This is a genomic window from Blautia sp. AF17-9LB (genome assembly GCF_003479185.1).
Classification (GTDB): domain Bacteria; phylum Bacillota; class Clostridia; order Lachnospirales; family Lachnospiraceae; genus Fusicatenibacter; species Fusicatenibacter saccharivorans.
Window position 1 is genome coordinate 119,722 of the sequence record NZ_QUGU01000003.1, and the last position, 16,351, is coordinate 136,072.

Here is a 16,351-nt window from a genome sequence, read left to right on the forward strand (position 1 = left end):
TTTGGAGGTTTAATATGTTAGTACCGTTAAGTTGGCTGAAAGAATATGTAGATATTGATGTTACCCCGGAAGAACTGGAGAAAAAACTGTTCGACGGCGGTTTTGAAGTAGAAGAGCGTTATCAGGTGGGAAAAGACATCAGCAATGTTGTTGTCGGTCTGGTGGAGGGCTGCGAGCCGATCCCGGAGACCCATCTTCATGTGTGCCAGGTAAATGCAGGAGAACACGGCACCATGCAGATCTGCTGCGGTGCAGACAACGTGCGCACCGGCGGAAAATTCCCGGTTGCCCTTCCTGGCGCTTCTGTTTATGCAACAGCAAAAGATCATAAGACCATCGAGGGTGTTATGACCATCAAAAAAGGAAAATTAAGAGGATATGAGTCCTGCGGAATGCTCTGCTCCGGCGTGGAGCTCGGCCTTACCGAGGATCTGTACCCGGGCGCAGGCTACAACGGACTGCTTGTTCTGCCGGAAGATGCCGAGCTTGGCGCAGATGTCAAAGAGCTGACAGGTCTTGACGACTGGATCTTTGATATCTCCCTGACTGCAAACAGACCGGACTGCCAGAGTATCCTCGGTATCGCAAGAGAAGTATCGGCGATGCTGGAAAAACCTTTAAAAATGCCGGCAACCGATTACACCGAGACGGATGTGGAAAAAGAAGGCTTCTCTGTCCGCGTGGAAGCTCCGGAACTCTGCCCGCGTTACAGCGCTCATTACGTATATGATGTAAAAATCGGAGAGTCCCCGGCATGGATGAAACGCCGTCTGGCACTCGTCGGCATGTCCGCAATCTCCAACGTGGTTGATATCACAAACTACGTCTTAAAAGAGATCGGTCAGCCGATGCATGCCTTTGACTGCTCTTATCTGGAAGGCAATGAAATCTGTGTCAGAAGAGCAAAAGAAAATGAAAAGATCGTGACCCTCGATGAGCAGGAATACACAATGAATGAGAACAACCTCGTGATCTGCGACGGCGTAAAACCGGTTGCACTTGCCGGTGTCATGGGAGGCTTAAACTCCGAGATCCGCGGCACGACAGAGGCTGTTATGTTTGAGTCCGCAAAATTCGCACGCGACAACGTCAGAAAGACAGCCCGTGCGCTTGGAAAAGCGACGGATGCCAGTGCAAGATATGAGAAAGGCGTGGACGAGTATTCAACCGTACTTGGTATGAAACGTGCCCTGCATCTGATGGAAGAGCTTGGCTGCGGTAAAGTTTCCCGTACCCATTTCGATGTGAACACCGGAAACTCCATCGATCCGACTCCGATGACCGTCAGTGTCAGCAAAGTAAACGGCGTACTCGGTATCGAAGTTCCGGAAGCAGAGATTCTCCGCATTATGAAAAACCTGAACTTTGCACCGGAAATCAACGGCGATGAGCTGACCATCCAGGTTCCGGCTTACCGTGAGGATATGCTGCCGGAGGGAGAGAACGATGTCGAGCGCTATCCGGACGTGGCAGAGGAAGTCATCCGTATGTACGGCTACGATCACGTAACTGATACCTTCCTTTCCGCTGCACAGGTAACGATGGGCGGCTACAATGAAGAGCAGAAAGGCGAGTTGGCACTGAAGAATACCTTATGCACCATGGGTATCTACGAGTGCATGCATTACTCCTTCTTCTCCCCTGCAGATCTGGATCTTTTGAAACTGCCGGCAGATGCAAAAGAGAGAAATGCCATCGAGATCATCAACCCGATCAACCAGGATCTGTCCCTGATGCGTACCACACTGGCAGCTTCCATGCTGAATGCCATTTCCAGAAATGAGAAACAGGGCACCCTTGAAGGAAGACTGTTCGAGGTAGCAAGCATCTACATTCCGGAGTCCCTGCCGCTGACATCCTACCCGGATGAGAGAAAAGTTCTCTGCGTCGGAACCTTCGGAAACAACGAGAGCTTCTTCACGATGAAGGGCATCGCCAACACCATCGCCGAGAGCATGGACATTGAGTTCACCTACGAGCCGGTTCAGAAATCCTTCCTGCATCCGTATCAGGCAGTGAAAGTACTCTGCGAGGGTACAGAAATCGGATACTTCGGAAAAGCAGCATACGATATCCAGAACGAGCTGAGCATGCGTACTTCCGCTTACATCATGGAGCTTGACTTAAAAGAGCTCTCCAGATGGTACGGCAAAAAACGCACCTTCCAGCCGATCTCCAAATTCCAGGAGGAGAAACGTGATCTGGCATTTGTCATGGACAAAAACATCAGCTGCGGCGATGTAGAGAACTGCATCCGCGAGGCAAACAAATACGTAAAAGAGATCCGTCTGTTCGATGTTTACGAGGGCGGTCAGATTCCGGAAGGCAAGAAGAGCATGGCGTTCACCGTCACCTTTGCACCGAAGGAAGAAGCATTTGACTTCGAAAAAGTACAGAAATTTGTCGAGAAGATCTGCAAGAAACTGCAGAATGAGTTCAACATCGAACTGAGAGGCTGATTTTTATGAAACTTTATATCATACGCCACGGTGAAACCGCGTGGAACGTAGAAGGCAGACTGCAGGGCCAGTCGGACACCGAGCTGAATGAGAACGGTGTCCGTCTGGCGAAAGTGACGGCGGAAGGACTGAAAAATATCCCGTTTGACCTTGGAATTTCCAGTCCGCTGCGCCGCGCAAAGCACACGGCAGAGCTTGTCCTTGCGGGCAGAAATGTGCCGCTTACGACCGACGACCGCCTGATGGAGCTTTCCTTTGGCTCCTGGGAAGGGCTTGGATGCCGGGTAAACAATTTTGAGATTCCGTCTGAACACTTCGACGATTTTTACAGAGATCCGTTCCACTTCCGCCCGGCGGGAGACGGAGAGACGATCCAGGAGGTCTGCGACCGGGCGGAAGCGTTCTATCATGAGCTGACTGCAAAACCGGAGCTCCAGGACAAGACGATCCTGATCGCCACCCACGGCTGCTGCATGCGCGCGCTGCTGCGCAATGTCTATGAAGACAAGAACGACTTCTGGCACGGCGGCGTGCCGTACAACTGTGCGGTCAGCATCATCGAAGTACAGAACGGTGTTTCCACGCTGCTTGCGGATAATAAAATCTATTATGATCCGTCGGACTGCGTAAACTTTTATAAAGAAGTAAAATAAAAAATGATATTCAGAGGCAGACATAAAAGGAAAGTATTTCCCTTTGTGCCTGCCTCTTTAAATCGCGTTTGCCGTCTGACAGAAAGTGTGATACTATAGAAATAACGGATTTTAACACCAGTAGACAAGAAGTCCCCCGTTTCTGAAGCGGTGGGATGAATTGCTAAAAGAAACATAACGGCAGTGGCGGGCGGAGAGAAATCGGTATTCTCCACTGACATGAGGCAAGTCACAGTCGAACTATTTTCGATATGTCAGACTCCGTGAAATACCGACTGTGAGTTGAAACAACGAAAGCGAAAAAGGAGGAACATAAGTATGTCCATGGTAACACTGGGAAGTACAGGAATCTGTGTAAACAAGAACGGCTTCGGCGCGCTGCCGGTACAGCGTGTCACGAAAGAAGACGCTGTTTATCTGCTGCGCAAAGCGTATGACGGAGGCATCCGCTTTTTTGATACCGCGCGTGCCTACAGCGACAGCGAGGAAAAATTAGGCGCAGCGTTTGAGGGAATGCGTGAGAAGGTCTTTATCTCTACGAAGACGATGGCAAAGGATGTGGAGGGCTTCTGGAAGGATCTGGAGACAAGCCTTTCCCTTTTGAAGACGGATTACATCGATATCTATCAGTTCCACAATCCGTCCTTCTGTCCTAAGCCGGGAGATGGAACCGGCCTGTATGAGGCGATGCTGGAAGCAAAAGCACAGGGAAAAATCCGCCACATCGGTATCACGAACCACCGCATGAGCGTGGCAGAGGAGATCATCGAGACCGGTCTTTACGAGACGCTGCAGTTCCCGTTCTGCTATCTGGCAACGGACCGTGAGAAAGCACTGGTACAGGGATGCAAAGAGAAAAATATCGGCTTTATCGCAATGAAAGCGCTCTCGGGCGGGCTGATCACAAACTCCGCGGCTGCATATGCTTTTGAAGACCAGTACGACAACGTGCTTCCGATCTGGGGCGTCCAGAGAGAAAAAGAGCTGGACGAGTTCTTAAGCTACATTGCCTGTCCGCCTGCCATGACGGATGAAATCAAGGCGATCATCGAGAAAGACCAGAAAGAGCTCTCCGGCAACTTCTGCCGCGGCTGCGGTTACTGTATGCCATGTCCGGCAGGCATTGAGATTAACACCTGCGCGCGCATGAGCCTGCTTCTGCGCCGTTCCCCGTCCGCCAACCAGCTCACCGAGCGCGGCCAGGCGATGATGAAGAAAATCGAAGGTTGTCTCCACTGCGGCGCCTGCATGAAGAAATGTCCCTACGGTCTGAATACGCCGAAGCTTCTCGAAGAGAACTACGAAGATTATAAAAATGTACTGGCAGGAAAAACACTGGTATGAGTAATCTGATCTTCAGCCTGAACGCGACGATGCCGATCTTCCTGACAATGATTTTGGGACTTTTCTTTCGAAAGGTTGGTATTCTGGACGAATCGTTCACAAGCAAAATGAACAAATTTGTGTTTAAAATCGCACTCCCGGTGCTGCTGTTCCAGGACCTGTCGGATTCTGATTTCTCCGCTGTGTGGGATATCAAATTCGTTCTGTTCTGCTTCTTTGCAACACTGCTCTCAATTCTTGCGGTATGGGGACTTTCCCATCTCTTAAAAGAGAGAAGTGCAAGAGGCGAATTTATCCAGGCGGCGTACCGGAGCAGTGCGGCGATCCTTGGTATTGCCTTTATCCAGAATATCTACGGAAATTCCGGCATGGCGCCGCTGATGATCATCAGCAGTGTGCCGCTGTATAATATCATGGCGGTTATCGTTCTTGCAGTATTCCGTCCGGAACGGGAGGAGATCACGGCAGATTTTGTGAAAAAGACGGCGAAAAATATCGTGACAAACCCGATTATCCTCGGGATCGCTGCAGGACTTCTCTGGTCGGTGCTTCGCATTCCAAAGCCGGTGATTCTGCAGAAAACGGTGCAGAATATTGCGGTACTTGCAACGCCGCTCGGCCTGATTGCGATGGGTGCGTCGTTTGAGGCAAAGAGCGCGGCAAAGAATATCCGGCCGTCGATTGCTGCAGCTGCGATTAAGCTGGTCGGTCTTGCAGCTGCCTTTCTGCCGATCGCCGTGATACTTGGCTTCCGTCAGGAAAAATTGGTGGCAATCCTTGTGATGCTGGGTTCCGCAACGACGGTGAGCAGTTTTATCATGGCGAAAAATATGGGTCATGAGGGAAGTCTGACGGCAAACACCGTTATGCTCACAACGTGCGGCAGTGCCTTTACGCTGACGTTCTGGCTGTATCTGATGAAAACGCTGGCGTTTATCTAACCGGATTGCGAATATCCGCTTTGATTTTCAGTACACCAAAAGCGTGTCCGGGATTTTGTCCGGGCACGCTTTTATCAATCATAAAAATCAGAAAAAGAGGGAAAAGAATGGACTTCAAAAATGCGGTCAAAGCATTACAGATTGGAAAAAAGGAAGGAAAAAAATTCCGCCTTTCTACGGAATTTGGGAAAAATCCGGAAGAAGAGCTCCCGTTTCCGGAATATCCGCGTCCGCAGATGCGCCGGGAAAACTGGACAAATCTGAACGGATGGTGGGAGTATGCGTTCACGGAAACGCAGAAAATGCCAAAACAGCGGGACGGAAAAATTCTCGTTCCGTTTTCCCCGGAGTGCGATGCGTCCGGCGTGAAGCGGCAGCTGCTTCCAAAAGAATATCTGTGGTACTTCCGCACGATTCAGCTTCCCAAAATTCCTGCCGGAAAACGGCTGCTGCTGCAGTTCGGCGCCGTGGATCAGGATGCGGTAATTTACTGCAACGGAAAGCGTGCCGGAGGCCATCTCGGCGGGTATCTTTCTTTTTCAGTGGATCTTACGCCGTATCTCAAAACGGGAGAGAACGAGCTTGCCGTCAAGGTGCGCGATGAGACGGACACGGACTGGAAGGGCCGCGGAAAGCAGAGCCTTACCCCGGGCGGCATGTTTTACACCGCGCAGAGCGGCATCTGGCAGAGCGTCTGGATGGAATGGGTGCCGGAGACGTATCTGGAACGCATCGTGATCACGCCGGAATATGATACGGCGAGCGTAAAAGTACGGGTTTTCCTCAACGGACCGGATGCGGGACTGACGAAAAAAATTACGGTGCGGGAGAGCGAAGCGCCGGATGCGAAGGTGATCTGCGTCCGGGAGACGAGAGAAAACGAGGCGGAGCTGATTCTCGGTAATTTTGCAGGCTGGAGCCCGGAACATCCGCATCTCTATGGGGTTTCCATTGAAGCGGGAGAAGACCGCATCGAGAGTTATTTCGGCATGCGCAAATTCGGCATTGGAAAAGATGAGAAAGGAATCACGCGTCTTCTCTTAAACGGAAAGCCGTATTTCCAGAACGGTGTCCTCGACCAGGGTTATTGGCCGGAAAGCTTCTACACGCCGCCGTCCGATGAGGCGATGGTTTATGACATTAAGACGGCCAAACGCCTCGGTTTCAATATGATCCGGAAACACCTGAAAGTTGAGTGCGCAAGATGGTATTCCCACTGCGACCATATCGGTATGCTGGTGTGGCAGGATATGATCAACGGCGGCGGCCGGTCGATTCAGACGTTCCTTTTGTACCTTCCGACCGTACTGCCGTTTGTGACAACGGAATTCAGGGATAACTGTTATCCGCTCTTTTCGCGGACCTCAAAAACGGGAAGAGAGTGGTGGAAGCGGGAGTGCCGCGAGACGGTTCATCAGCTTTACAATGCACCGTGCGTGTCGCTCTGGGTTCTGTTCAACGAGGGATGGGGACAGTTTGATGCCAGGGAGATGACAGAAATGGTGCGCGCTCTCGATCCGACGCGGCAGATCGACCACGCGAGCGGCTGGTACGATCAGGGAGCGGGGGACATCAAGAGCCTTCACAATTACTTTCGTCCGTTAAAAGTAAAACCGGAGGAGCGCGCGTTTGCTTTTTCTGAATACGGCGGCTATACGTATCCGGTACAGGAGCATCTCTACTCCGAAAAATCGTTCGGCTACCGCACGTACCAGAACCAGACACAGTACCAGAAAGCGATGAATGCACTGGCAGAAAAGATAAGAGAACTCACAGAACAGGGACTTGCCGCAGCAGTCTACACACAGCTTACCGATGTCGAGGAGGAGTCGAACGGCATCCTTACGTATGACCGGAAGGTATGCAAATGGGAACCACAGGAGGCAAAAGATTTTTGCTCAAAAGAATAATTTGGTAAAATTTTTGTTGACAAAGTGAGGATAAGTTGCTAATATATTGGATAAGGCGTTGGAAGTTGTAAGAAATTGCTGAAAATCCGCGGCGCCTGCGGATGGAGGAAAGTTGGTGTTTATGGAACAGAAAAGAACATTATCCCTGCTGGTGGATAATACGCCGGGACTTTTAAGCAGAGTAGCTGGTCTTTTCAGCCGACGCGGATACAATATCGAGACGATCACCGCCGGTGTGACAGCAGACCCGCGATACACAAGAATGACTGTTGTTCTGTACTGCAGTGATGAAATGATTCTGGAGCAGATCAAAAAACAGCTGGCAAAACTTGTCGATGTGCGGGATATCAAAGAGCTGAAGCCGGACGAGAGTGTCAGACGAGAGCTGATGCTGGTCAAAATCCGTGTGAATGAAAATGAACGCCGCAATGTCATCGCCATCTCCGATGTCTTCCGTGGAAGAATCGTGGATGTGGGACAGGAAAGCCTGATTGTAGAGCTGACCGGAAACCAGTCAAAGCTCGAAGGATTCCTGAATCTGGTACAGGGATACGAAATCCTGGAACTGGCCAGAACAGGAGTGACAGGACTCTCCAGAGGAGCCCACGATGTGCGTTACCTCGATTAACGCAGATCACATTACATACGTTTGCTAGAGGAATGAAATTTTTGTATAGAAAAGTTCATTTCCCTGACAAACAGCAAAAGGCAGAAATGCTTTTCGCTGTATAAATTGACCGACCTGCCGCCGGTCAAGACATTCTATATATTATGGAGGAAAATAAAATGGCAGCAAGACTTTTTTATCAGGAAGATTGTAATCTCTCTTTACTGGAAGGCAAAAAAATCGCAATTATCGGCTACGGAAGCCAGGGACATGCTCATGCACTGAACCTGAAAGATTCCGGCTGTGATGTTATTATTGGACTTTATGAAGGCAGCAAATCCTGGGCAAAAGCAGAGGCACAGGGATTCAAAGTATACACCGCTGCTGAGGCTGCAAAACAGGCTGATATCATCATGATCCTGATCAACGATGAGAAACAGGCTGCAATGTACAAAAAAGATATCGAGCCAAACCTGGAAGAGGGCAACATGCTGATGTTCGCTCATGGTTTCGCTATCCACTTCGGACAGATCGTACCTCCGAAGAACGTAGATGTAGCTATGATCGCTCCGAAAGCACCTGGCCACACAGTAAGAAGCGAGTATCAGGCTGGCAAAGGAACTCCTTGCCTGGTTGCTGTTGAGCAGGATTACACCGGAAAAGCTCTGGACAGAGCACTGGCTTACGGCCTTGGAATCGGCGGAGCAAGAGCTGGTCTTCTGGAGACAACCTTCAGAACTGAGACCGAAACAGACCTGTTCGGTGAGCAGGCAGTTCTCTGCGGCGGTGTATGCGCCCTGATGCAGGCTGGATTTGAGACTCTGTGCGAGGCTGGATACGACCCAAGAAACGCATACTTCGAGTGCATCCATGAGATGAAACTGATCGTAGACCTGATCTATCAGTCGGGATTCTCCGGAATGAGATACTCCATCTCCAACACAGCCGAGTACGGCGATTACATCACCGGACCGAAGATCATCACAGAAGAAACCAAGAAGACCATGAAGAAGATCCTTTCCGATATCCAGGATGGTACTTTCGCAAAAGACTTCCTTCTGGATATGTCCCCAGCAGGCGGACAGGCTCACTTCCGTGCAATGAGAAGAAAAGCTGCAGAGCATCCGTCAGAGAAAGTCGGAGAAGAAGTCAGAAAACTGTACAGCTGGAGCAACGAGGACAAACTGATCAACAACTAATCGGTTTGCTGTCAAATGATCCATATCGGGAGGCTGCCTTTGCGGGCAGTCTCCTTTTTTCGTTCTATCGTTTTATCATAGAAAAAACACTTCCGCGCCATGCATATCCCCCAATATGATAGGGCGCGGAAGTGTTATCTTTTCTGTATTCGTTTTTTTATGCCTCCTGACGACAGGCAGGAAAAGCACGGTAGTATTTGATATAAGAACTTAAAATATCAAAAAATTCGGAATTGGTCGGTTTTGTCAGAACCGGATGCACAGAAAGCGAAAAGAGCAGATCACGGTTTCCGCGGGTCCAGCAGACGGAAATAGCGGTGCGGATGTCTCGTTCGACGCAGGAGGACGATACCTGAAACGTTTGCGCGATCTTTGGGTACAGCGTTTTGCTGACCCGAAGGAGATAATCTTCGTCTTCCATGCATAAAGCGATACCATAGGCGAGATAGCGAAATCCGCGGTATTTTGCACCAATTCCTAAAGAGTGTAGTAGAAAGTAAATTTCAGTTTCCATTACGATGTCTCCTTTTATTCAGTTTTTACATAGTCTTTGCAGACGGGCATGCCAGAGGTGAAAGTTTGTATGGCATACGATTTTCCCCTTTCACTTATGATACGTGGAAAACGTCGAAAAATTACATATTCAGAAAGAAAAAGTGACAATATAGTAAAATAAAAGAGAATATGACACGAAATAAAGAAATGAATGTAATGAAACGGGAGAGGGAAAAATAACATTGATTTTTCAGAAGTTCGCTGGTATAATGAAAACATGATTACGGGGTATGGCGTAGCTTGGTAGCGCGCACGGCTGGGGGCCGTGAGGTCGCAGGTTCAAATCCTGTTGCCCCGATCGGTAAGAGTGTCGTTTTACGGCACTTTTTTTCTTACGGACAAAGACGTGTGCGGAAGAAAAATGAATTGCGCAGAAAAAACAGGGAGGAAGTTATGGGGAAAGTAACGATACAGAGTATGGCAAAGGAGCTGGGATTGTCCCGGAATACGGTTGCCATGGCATTAAAGGATGATCCGAAGGTAGCTCCGGTGACGCGGGAGAGAGTTCTTCGGATGGCGAAAAGAAATGGCTATCTGGGCGAAAATGTATATGTGGAAGAAGTTCGGGCACCGCAGGAGAAGCATTACAATATTATGGTTCTGCGTACGCGGGATGCCGCTGTTTATTGGGACCGTGTCGTGAGCGGCATCTCCGAGGAGGCGAGCCTCAATAACTGTCAGACGCGCGTTGCGGTCGTGACGGAGCGGGAGGAGGCGAACGGCATTCTGCCGCTCGGCCTGAATGAAAATATCGATGCGATCTTCTGCATTAAAATGCTGCCGCCGGAATATATGCAGAAACTGGTAAATCTGGGTTACCGCATCTTTCAGCTCGACCATTACTGCGGCATCGAACAGCGGCCGATGGGCGATATCGTGCGTGTGGACGGTGTGCAGCCGGTGAGTCTTCTGACGTCCCATCTGATCGGGCAGGGCATGACGCGGATCGGTTTCCTAAGTGAGCACAGCAGCACGTATGAGTCGATGCATGACCGGTATGTCGGTTTCCTTGCAGCGATGGAACAGGCGGGCATTCCGCTCGATGAGGAGCTTGTGCGCCCCAATATGGAGAGCGATCATTTTTATTACCCGGAAAATTTTGACAAGATTGTGGCGAGCTACGATACACTGCCGGAAGCGATTGTCTGCGGCAACGATATGATCGCCAAAAGACTGACAGAATCCTTCCGGAAAATCGGCGTGCGCGTGCCGGAGGATGTGGCACTGACCGGATTTGATGATGATGAGGACCGGATGCTGTATCCGTTCTTCTCAACCGTTCATGTCGATACGAAGTGGCTTGGCCGCCGTATGGTGCATGAATTTTTATGGCGGGAGGAGCACCCGGAAGCGCCGAAAGAGCGGATTCTCGTTTCGGGGGAGGTTGTGGTGCGCCGTTCCTCGTGCAAGCGCCAGGGATAGAAAGAAATAGAAAAAACAGGAAAAAGTGAACAAAGAAAGAAAGCCAGGGACGCCCCGGCGGACGAGAAGAAAAACCGTCTGCCGGGGCGTTTCCGGCTCCCTTTTTGCAATGATTCAAATTCGTGCATAAATGCCATGTAGAAAAACACTAATTAGTAATGCAAAATGGTGCATTTAAGGAAAACTAAACTGAACAAAAACGCAAGAATAAAAACCTTGTTAATATCACACATTAAAAAATAATGGTGCAAAATAATGCATTATATCGCCGGAAGGAAAGGAGAGAGCGAAATGCAGAAATGGATGGAGGACCGCTGCAACCTGGATATCGATATCATTGCACTGCCGGGCTGGTCGGATGCAACATCCAAAATTTCCCTTCTGATGGGCGATGAGACACAGCGACCGGACATCATCTGGTGGTGGAACATGGAAGCTGACTATACGAAATGGGTAGACGCAGGCCTTCTGGTGGATGTTTCTCCGTATATGAAGAAATACACCAACATGGTTGACTACTACAACAGCGTAGATCCTGGCGTTATGTTCTATGCATCCGGAGACAACGGAATTTACCGTATCCCGGGCGACGTTGCAGAGCCGGCATGTGAGACTCTGTGGATCTGGAAAGACTGGCTGGACAACTTAGGACTGGCTGTTCCGACTACACTGGATGAGCTCAAGGAAATCCACGGAAAACAGGTAGAGGATTACCAGAAATACCTGGAAGAGTACAACAAATAAAACAACGAAATCATGTATTAGAGCACCCGCCGGAGCCTCCTTTCCGGCGGGTGTATTTTTACGGAATCCTGCGTTTTGCGCTTGACAGAGATGGAGAAAAATGGTAACATAAGAGCCAAGTTAGGAAAAAGGCAAAGAAGAGGAATACTACATGGAGCTTCCGAATCCAGAAAGCTGTTGGGTGATGCGAAACAGCAGACGAATTCCGTGGAACTGACCTCAGAGCCGCTGCTCCCAAATTTAGAATAAAAAGAGTAGGTGCAGACGGAAACCCACCGTTAGAGGGGCAGGATATGCAGATGTTTCATCCGTATCCGCAGAGTGTACAGAGAAAATCTCTGTAAAACAGGAGTGGTACCGCGTAAGATAGCAAGTCTTTCGTCTCTTGTGTCAGAAGCCGACACAGAAGATGAGAGATTTTTTTATGCTTTCATCCCGAATTTATGTCGGCAGAATAAATTATATTTCACTTTCTGAGAGGAGAAAATCATGATGAATGTAAAGAAGTATCAGAAACAGTACTATATGCCGCCGGTTCCGTGCATGGACTGGGCAAAAAAAGACAGCATCGAGAAAGCACCGGTATGGTGCAGCGTTGACTTGCGTGACGGAAACCAGGCGCTTGTCATTCCGATGAGCCTGGAACAGAAGGTAGAGTTCTTCAAACTTCTTGTGGAAGTTGGTTTCAAAGAGATCGAGGTTGGCTTCCCGGCAGCATCCGAGACCGAATATGAGTTTCTCCGCACCCTGATCGAGCAGGATCTGATCCCGGAAGACGTAACCGTTCAGGTTTTGACCCAGGCGAGAGAGCATATCATCCGCAAGACCTTCAAGGCATTAAAGGGCTGCAAGAATGCTATCGTTCACGTTTACAATTCCACTTCCTATGCACAGCGTCAGCAGGTCTTCAAAAAGTCGAAAGAAGACATCCTGAAAATCGCCGTTGAGGGAGCGAAGCTCTTAAAAGAGCTGACAGAAGAGGCCGGCGAGAAATACCGCTTCGAGTACAGCCCGGAGAGCTTTACCGGAACCGAGCCGGAATATGCGCTTGAGGTGTGCAACGCCGTTCTCGACGTATGGCAGCCGACTGCAGACCGCAAAGCCATCATCAACCTGCCGAGCACCGTGGAGCTTTCCATGCCGCACGTTTATGCAAGCCAGGTGGAATACATGAGCAAAAACCTGAAATACCGCGATAATGTCGTTCTTTCCCTTCATCCGCACAATGACCGCGGCTGCGGCGTTTCCGATGCAGAGATGGGTATCCTTGCCGGAGCAGACCGTATCGAGGGAACGCTGTTCGGAAACGGCGAGAGAACCGGAAACGTGGATATTATCACGGTCGGCATGAACATGTACATGCAGGGCGTCGATCCGGAGCTTGACTTCTCCGATATGCCGAAACTCTGCCATGCATTTGAATCCTTCACCGGTATGAGCATCAACCCGAGAAGCCCGTACTGCGGATCTCTCGTATTTGCAGCCTTCTCCGGTTCCCATCAGGATGCGATCGCAAAAGGCATGCACTGGATCGAGGAGAAAGCACCGGATACCTGGACCGTTCCGTATCTGCCGATCGATCCGACCGATATCGGAAGAAACTACGATGCAGACGTCATCCGCATCAACAGCCAGTCTGGAAAGGGCGGTGTCGGCTATATTCTGGAGACGAAATACGGCCTGAATCTGCCGGCGAAGATGCGCGAGGCTATGAGCTATACCGCAAAATCCGTTTCCGATCATCTGCATAAAGAGCTGCGTCCGGATGAGATCTTTGAACTCTTTAAAGATACCTTCGAGAACGTAACGACACCGTACAACATCAACGGCGTTCACTTTAAACAGCTCGATGAGGGCAGAATTGAAGCACAGGTTACCTCCAATTACGAGGGCGGTGAGTATGCAACTGCATATGCAGAAGGAAACGGCCGTCTGAATGCTGTCAGCAACGCGCTGAAACAGCAGTACAATCTGCAGTATGATCTGGTCAGCTATACGGAGCACGCGCTGGAGCAGAGCTCAAGTGCACAGGCAATTGCCTACGTCGGCATCAAAAAGCCGGACGGAATCCTTTCCTGGGGCGCAGGCGTAGATCCGGATATCATCCGTGCTTCCATCGACGCGCTGGTAACTGCAATCAACAACCGATAAGAAAAGAGAGAGCATATGCTGTTTAAAAACAAAATTGAATACACCAAAGGAATGTTTGTGGAGATTTACGGCACCGAGATAAAAAAAGTACGTCTGGTACTGCGGATCATTACAGGGATTGCTGTTGTGGCTGCGATCGCTTTTATGATCTACGGTGCAGCAGCGCGGGGATTTATCATGCCGGGAGACTTCTTCAATCTTGGAATCTCCATTCTGATGGCACTTCTGTGTACGTTTCTGCCGAATCTGATGGCACGTTCACAGATGAAAAAATGCAAAAAGAGAGGACTCCTTGGAGAACGTACCCTTCGTTTTACTGAGCAGGTGCTCACAATGACATACGAAAAAGAGGGCAGAAGCACTGATATTCCGCTCGAAGAGCTGACAAAGGTGACGGAGTTTGACAACTTTATCCGCATCACCATCGGAGGCAGAAGCACCTTTCTCGATAAGAAACGCTTTGAAATCGGAGACGCGGCAGCGTTTGTGACCTGGGCGGAAGATAAAATCGCAGAGAATGCGGAAAAAGAGGAAGAGGCACTCGCACTCGAGGAGACAGAAAGGGAAGCTCCGGCGTTAGAAGACGGCGAAGCAAAAACGGAGGAGTCCGACGAAAATTAAATCATACATTCTGACAAAAAATATTTTGGCAGAATGGTGGAAAATGGCTGTGCATTTTTGTGCACAGTCATTTTTTGTATATTTTTGTTGTTTTTTCATACTTCATCCATTATAATAAGAGGAAGCGTACAGGTAAAACTAATCTGAAACGTATCCGGCCGGGAGTTAGAGAGGCTCTGCCGGGAGTCAAAGTGAAGGAGAGAAAGAGCATGGAAGTATTATACAAAAGTACCAGAGGCAATGGAGAAACCGTAACTGCATCCCAGGCAATCTTAAAGGGTCTGTCCGACGACGGCGGATTATTTGTACCGACCTCCATTCCAGCACTGGATGTTCCCATGGAAAAACTTGCGGCTATGAGCTATCAAGAAGTGGCATACGAGGTAATGAGCCGTTTTCTTACCGACTTTACAGAAGATGAACTGAAAAACTGTATTGCAAACGCATACGATGCAAAATTTGACACAGAGGAAATTGCACCGCTGACAAAAGCAGACGGTGTTTACTATCTGGAGCTGTTCCACGGCGCAACGATCGCGTTCAAGGACATGGCACTTTCCATTCTGCCGCATCTGATGACGACCGCCGCAAAGAAAAACGGCGTGAAAAATGAGATCGTCATCTTAACTGCTACATCTGGAGATACTGGAAAAGCAGCAATGGCAGGCTTTGCAGATGTGCCGGGCACCAGAATTATTGTATTTTACCCGAAGAACGGCGTAAGCCCGATTCAGGAAAAACAGATGGTAACACAGAAGGGCAAAAATACCCACGTTGTTGCCATCCACGGAAACTTCGACGACGCACAGACCGGCGTGAAGAAAATGTTTAACGACAAAGAGCTTGGAAAAGAGCTGGCAGATAAAGGCTTCCAGTTCAGCTCTGCAAACTCGATCAACATCGGAAGACTCGTTCCGCAGGTCGTCTACTACGTATATGCTTACGCAAACCTGGTGAAAAACGGAGAGATTGCAGACGGAGAAAAGATCAATGTAACCGTTCCGACCGGAAACTTCGGAAATATTCTCGCTGCATTCTATGCAAAACAGATGGGACTGCCGATCGCAAAACTGATCTGCGCTTCCAATGAGAACAAAGTTCTGTTTGACTTCTTCCGCACCGGCGTTTACGACAGAAACAGAGACTTTATTCTGACAACATCACCGTCCATGGATATCCTGATCTCGAGCAATCTGGAGCGTCTGATCTACCGCATCGCCGGAAACAGCGAAGCAGCAGACCGCGAGCTGATGCAGGATCTTGCAAAGGACGGAAAATATGAGATCACCGATGCGATGAAAAAAGAGCTGGCAGACTTCTACGGCAATTATGCATCCGAACAGGAGACAGCAGACGCGATTGCAAAACTGTACAGCGATACCGGATATGTGATTGATACCCATACCGCGGTTGCAGCGGCTGTATACGGAAAATACCGCGAGGAAACCTATGACGAAACCAAGACCGTCATCGCATCTACCGCAAGCCCGTATAAATTTACAAGCAGCGTTCTTGCAGCGATTGCACCGGAGTATGACACCCTTCCGGTACTGGAGCAGGTAGACAAGCTGTCTGCACTTGCCAATACCGAGATTCCGCGTGCGATCGAAGAAATCCGTACTGCACCGGTGCTTCATACGACAGAGTGTGATGTAGATCAGATGCCGGAGACTGTTCGGGCGTTTTTGAAATAAGATAAAGCAGGAGCAGAATTTTAAAACAGGCAGAGCACACAGCAGGCTTTG

The 16,351-nt window shown here is 49.5% G+C and carries 13 protein-coding genes, 1 tRNA gene and 1 other annotated feature; of the genes, 13 read left to right on the forward strand and 1 reads right to left on the reverse strand.

Features of this window, described 5'->3' with window-relative positions:
- Window positions 1–14 precede the first annotated feature (14 nt).
- The 7 genes from pheT (at window position 15) to ilvC (ending at window position 9,113) form a co-directional block, all read left to right on the forward strand.
- Window positions 15–2,459: a phenylalanine--tRNA ligase subunit beta gene (gene pheT, locus DWX00_RS04765; RefSeq protein WP_118594730.1), complete on the forward strand. Its 2,445-nt coding sequence runs from the start codon at window positions 15–17 to the stop codon at window positions 2,457–2,459.
- Between the two features lie 5 nt (window positions 2,460–2,464).
- Entirely contained in the window at window positions 2,465–3,112 is a 648-nt protein-coding gene (locus DWX00_RS04770) for a histidine phosphatase family protein (RefSeq protein ID WP_118594731.1), read from the forward strand.
- A 318-nt stretch (window positions 3,113–3,430) separates the two neighbouring features.
- Window positions 3,431–4,456, forward strand: a complete 1,026-nt coding sequence (locus tag DWX00_RS04775) for an aldo/keto reductase (protein ID WP_118594732.1) — start codon at window positions 3,431–3,433, stop codon at window positions 4,454–4,456.
- Window positions 4,453–5,397, forward strand: a complete 945-nt coding sequence (locus tag DWX00_RS04780) for an AEC family transporter (protein ID WP_118594733.1) — start codon at window positions 4,453–4,455, stop codon at window positions 5,395–5,397. The genes DWX00_RS04775 and DWX00_RS04780 overlap by 4 nt, the downstream gene beginning before the upstream one ends.
- 107 nt (window positions 5,398–5,504) lie before the next feature.
- On the forward strand, window positions 5,505–7,307 hold the full coding sequence (locus DWX00_RS04785) for a glycoside hydrolase family 2 protein (RefSeq protein ID WP_117804051.1): 1,803 nt from the start codon (window positions 5,505–5,507) through the stop codon (window positions 7,305–7,307).
- Window positions 7,308–7,428: 121 nt separating this feature from the next.
- Complete coding sequence (gene ilvN / locus DWX00_RS04790; RefSeq protein WP_022462281.1) at window positions 7,429–7,935, forward strand: acetolactate synthase small subunit; 507 nt, start codon at window positions 7,429–7,431, stop codon at window positions 7,933–7,935.
- 158 nt (window positions 7,936–8,093) lie between these two features.
- The gene (gene ilvC, locus DWX00_RS04795) at window positions 8,094–9,113 is read left to right on the forward strand and encodes a ketol-acid reductoisomerase (RefSeq protein WP_022462282.1); all 1,020 of its coding nucleotides are present in this window, start codon (window positions 8,094–8,096) and stop codon (window positions 9,111–9,113) included.
- A 157-nt stretch (window positions 9,114–9,270) separates the two neighbouring features.
- Here the strand turns inward: ilvC and DWX00_RS04800 are convergent, their stop codons facing one another.
- Window positions 9,271–9,627, reverse strand: coding sequence for a sporulation initiation factor Spo0A C-terminal domain-containing protein (locus DWX00_RS04800; RefSeq protein WP_022462283.1), 357 nt, complete (start codon window positions 9,625–9,627; stop codon window positions 9,271–9,273).
- 265 nt (window positions 9,628–9,892) lie between these two features.
- On the opposite strand from DWX00_RS04800, the gene DWX00_RS04805 reads away from it, so the two are divergent.
- From DWX00_RS04805 to thrC, 6 genes are all read left to right on the forward strand, one after another.
- Window positions 9,893–9,966: transfer RNA gene (locus tag DWX00_RS04805), tRNA-Pro, on the forward strand.
- A 95-nt stretch (window positions 9,967–10,061) separates the two neighbouring features.
- Window positions 10,062–11,090: a LacI family DNA-binding transcriptional regulator gene (locus tag DWX00_RS04810; protein WP_022462284.1), complete on the forward strand. Its 1,029-nt coding sequence runs from the start codon at window positions 10,062–10,064 to the stop codon at window positions 11,088–11,090.
- Between the two features lie 291 nt (window positions 11,091–11,381).
- On the forward strand, window positions 11,382–11,834 hold the full coding sequence (locus DWX00_RS04815; protein WP_158568304.1) for an extracellular solute-binding protein: 453 nt from the start codon (window positions 11,382–11,384) through the stop codon (window positions 11,832–11,834).
- A gap of 125 nt (window positions 11,835–11,959) precedes the next feature.
- Window positions 11,960–12,223: a binding site (T-box leader), on the forward strand.
- Window positions 12,224–12,323: 100 nt separating this feature from the next.
- Complete coding sequence (locus DWX00_RS04820) at window positions 12,324–13,985, forward strand: 2-isopropylmalate synthase (RefSeq protein WP_173815685.1); 1,662 nt, start codon at window positions 12,324–12,326, stop codon at window positions 13,983–13,985.
- Window positions 13,986–14,000: 15 nt separating this feature from the next.
- Window positions 14,001–14,606 carry a hypothetical protein gene (locus DWX00_RS04825; RefSeq protein WP_055218094.1) on the forward strand — a complete coding sequence of 202 codons (606 nt, stop codon included), beginning with the start codon at window positions 14,001–14,003 and terminating at the stop codon, window positions 14,604–14,606.
- A gap of 209 nt (window positions 14,607–14,815) precedes the next feature.
- Window positions 14,816–16,300 (forward strand): threonine synthase, encoded by a 1,485-nt coding sequence (gene thrC, locus DWX00_RS04830; protein ID WP_117760348.1) that lies wholly within the window; start codon window positions 14,816–14,818, stop codon window positions 16,298–16,300.
- Window positions 16,301–16,351: the final 51 nt, after the last annotated feature.

What these genes read in the sequence shown, in the direction of transcription:
- pheT (WP_118594730.1), top strand. Translation starts at nt 15, where the DNA reads ATGTTAGTACCGTTAAGTTGGCTGAAAGAATATGTAGATATTGATGTT.
- DWX00_RS04770 (WP_118594731.1), top strand. Translation starts at nt 2,465, where the DNA reads ATGAAACTTTATATCATACGCCACGGTGAAACCGCGTGGAACGTAGAA.
- DWX00_RS04775 (WP_118594732.1), top strand. Translation starts at nt 3,431, where the DNA reads ATGTCCATGGTAACACTGGGAAGTACAGGAATCTGTGTAAACAAGAAC.
- DWX00_RS04780 (WP_118594733.1), top strand. Translation starts at nt 4,453, where the DNA reads ATGAGTAATCTGATCTTCAGCCTGAACGCGACGATGCCGATCTTCCTG.
- DWX00_RS04785 (WP_117804051.1), top strand. Translation starts at nt 5,505, where the DNA reads ATGGACTTCAAAAATGCGGTCAAAGCATTACAGATTGGAAAAAAGGAA.
- ilvN (WP_022462281.1), top strand. Translation starts at nt 7,429, where the DNA reads ATGGAACAGAAAAGAACATTATCCCTGCTGGTGGATAATACGCCGGGA.
- ilvC (WP_022462282.1), top strand. Translation starts at nt 8,094, where the DNA reads ATGGCAGCAAGACTTTTTTATCAGGAAGATTGTAATCTCTCTTTACTG.
- DWX00_RS04800 (WP_022462283.1), bottom strand. Translation starts at nt 9,627, where the DNA reads ATGGAAACTGAAATTTACTTTCTACTACACTCTTTAGGAATTGGTGCA.
- DWX00_RS04810 (WP_022462284.1), top strand. Translation starts at nt 10,062, where the DNA reads ATGGGGAAAGTAACGATACAGAGTATGGCAAAGGAGCTGGGATTGTCC.
- DWX00_RS04815 (WP_158568304.1), top strand. Translation starts at nt 11,382, where the DNA reads ATGCAGAAATGGATGGAGGACCGCTGCAACCTGGATATCGATATCATT.
- DWX00_RS04820 (WP_173815685.1), top strand. Translation starts at nt 12,324, where the DNA reads ATGATGAATGTAAAGAAGTATCAGAAACAGTACTATATGCCGCCGGTT.
- DWX00_RS04825 (WP_055218094.1), top strand. Translation starts at nt 14,001, where the DNA reads ATGCTGTTTAAAAACAAAATTGAATACACCAAAGGAATGTTTGTGGAG.
- thrC (WP_117760348.1), top strand. Translation starts at nt 14,816, where the DNA reads ATGGAAGTATTATACAAAAGTACCAGAGGCAATGGAGAAACCGTAACT.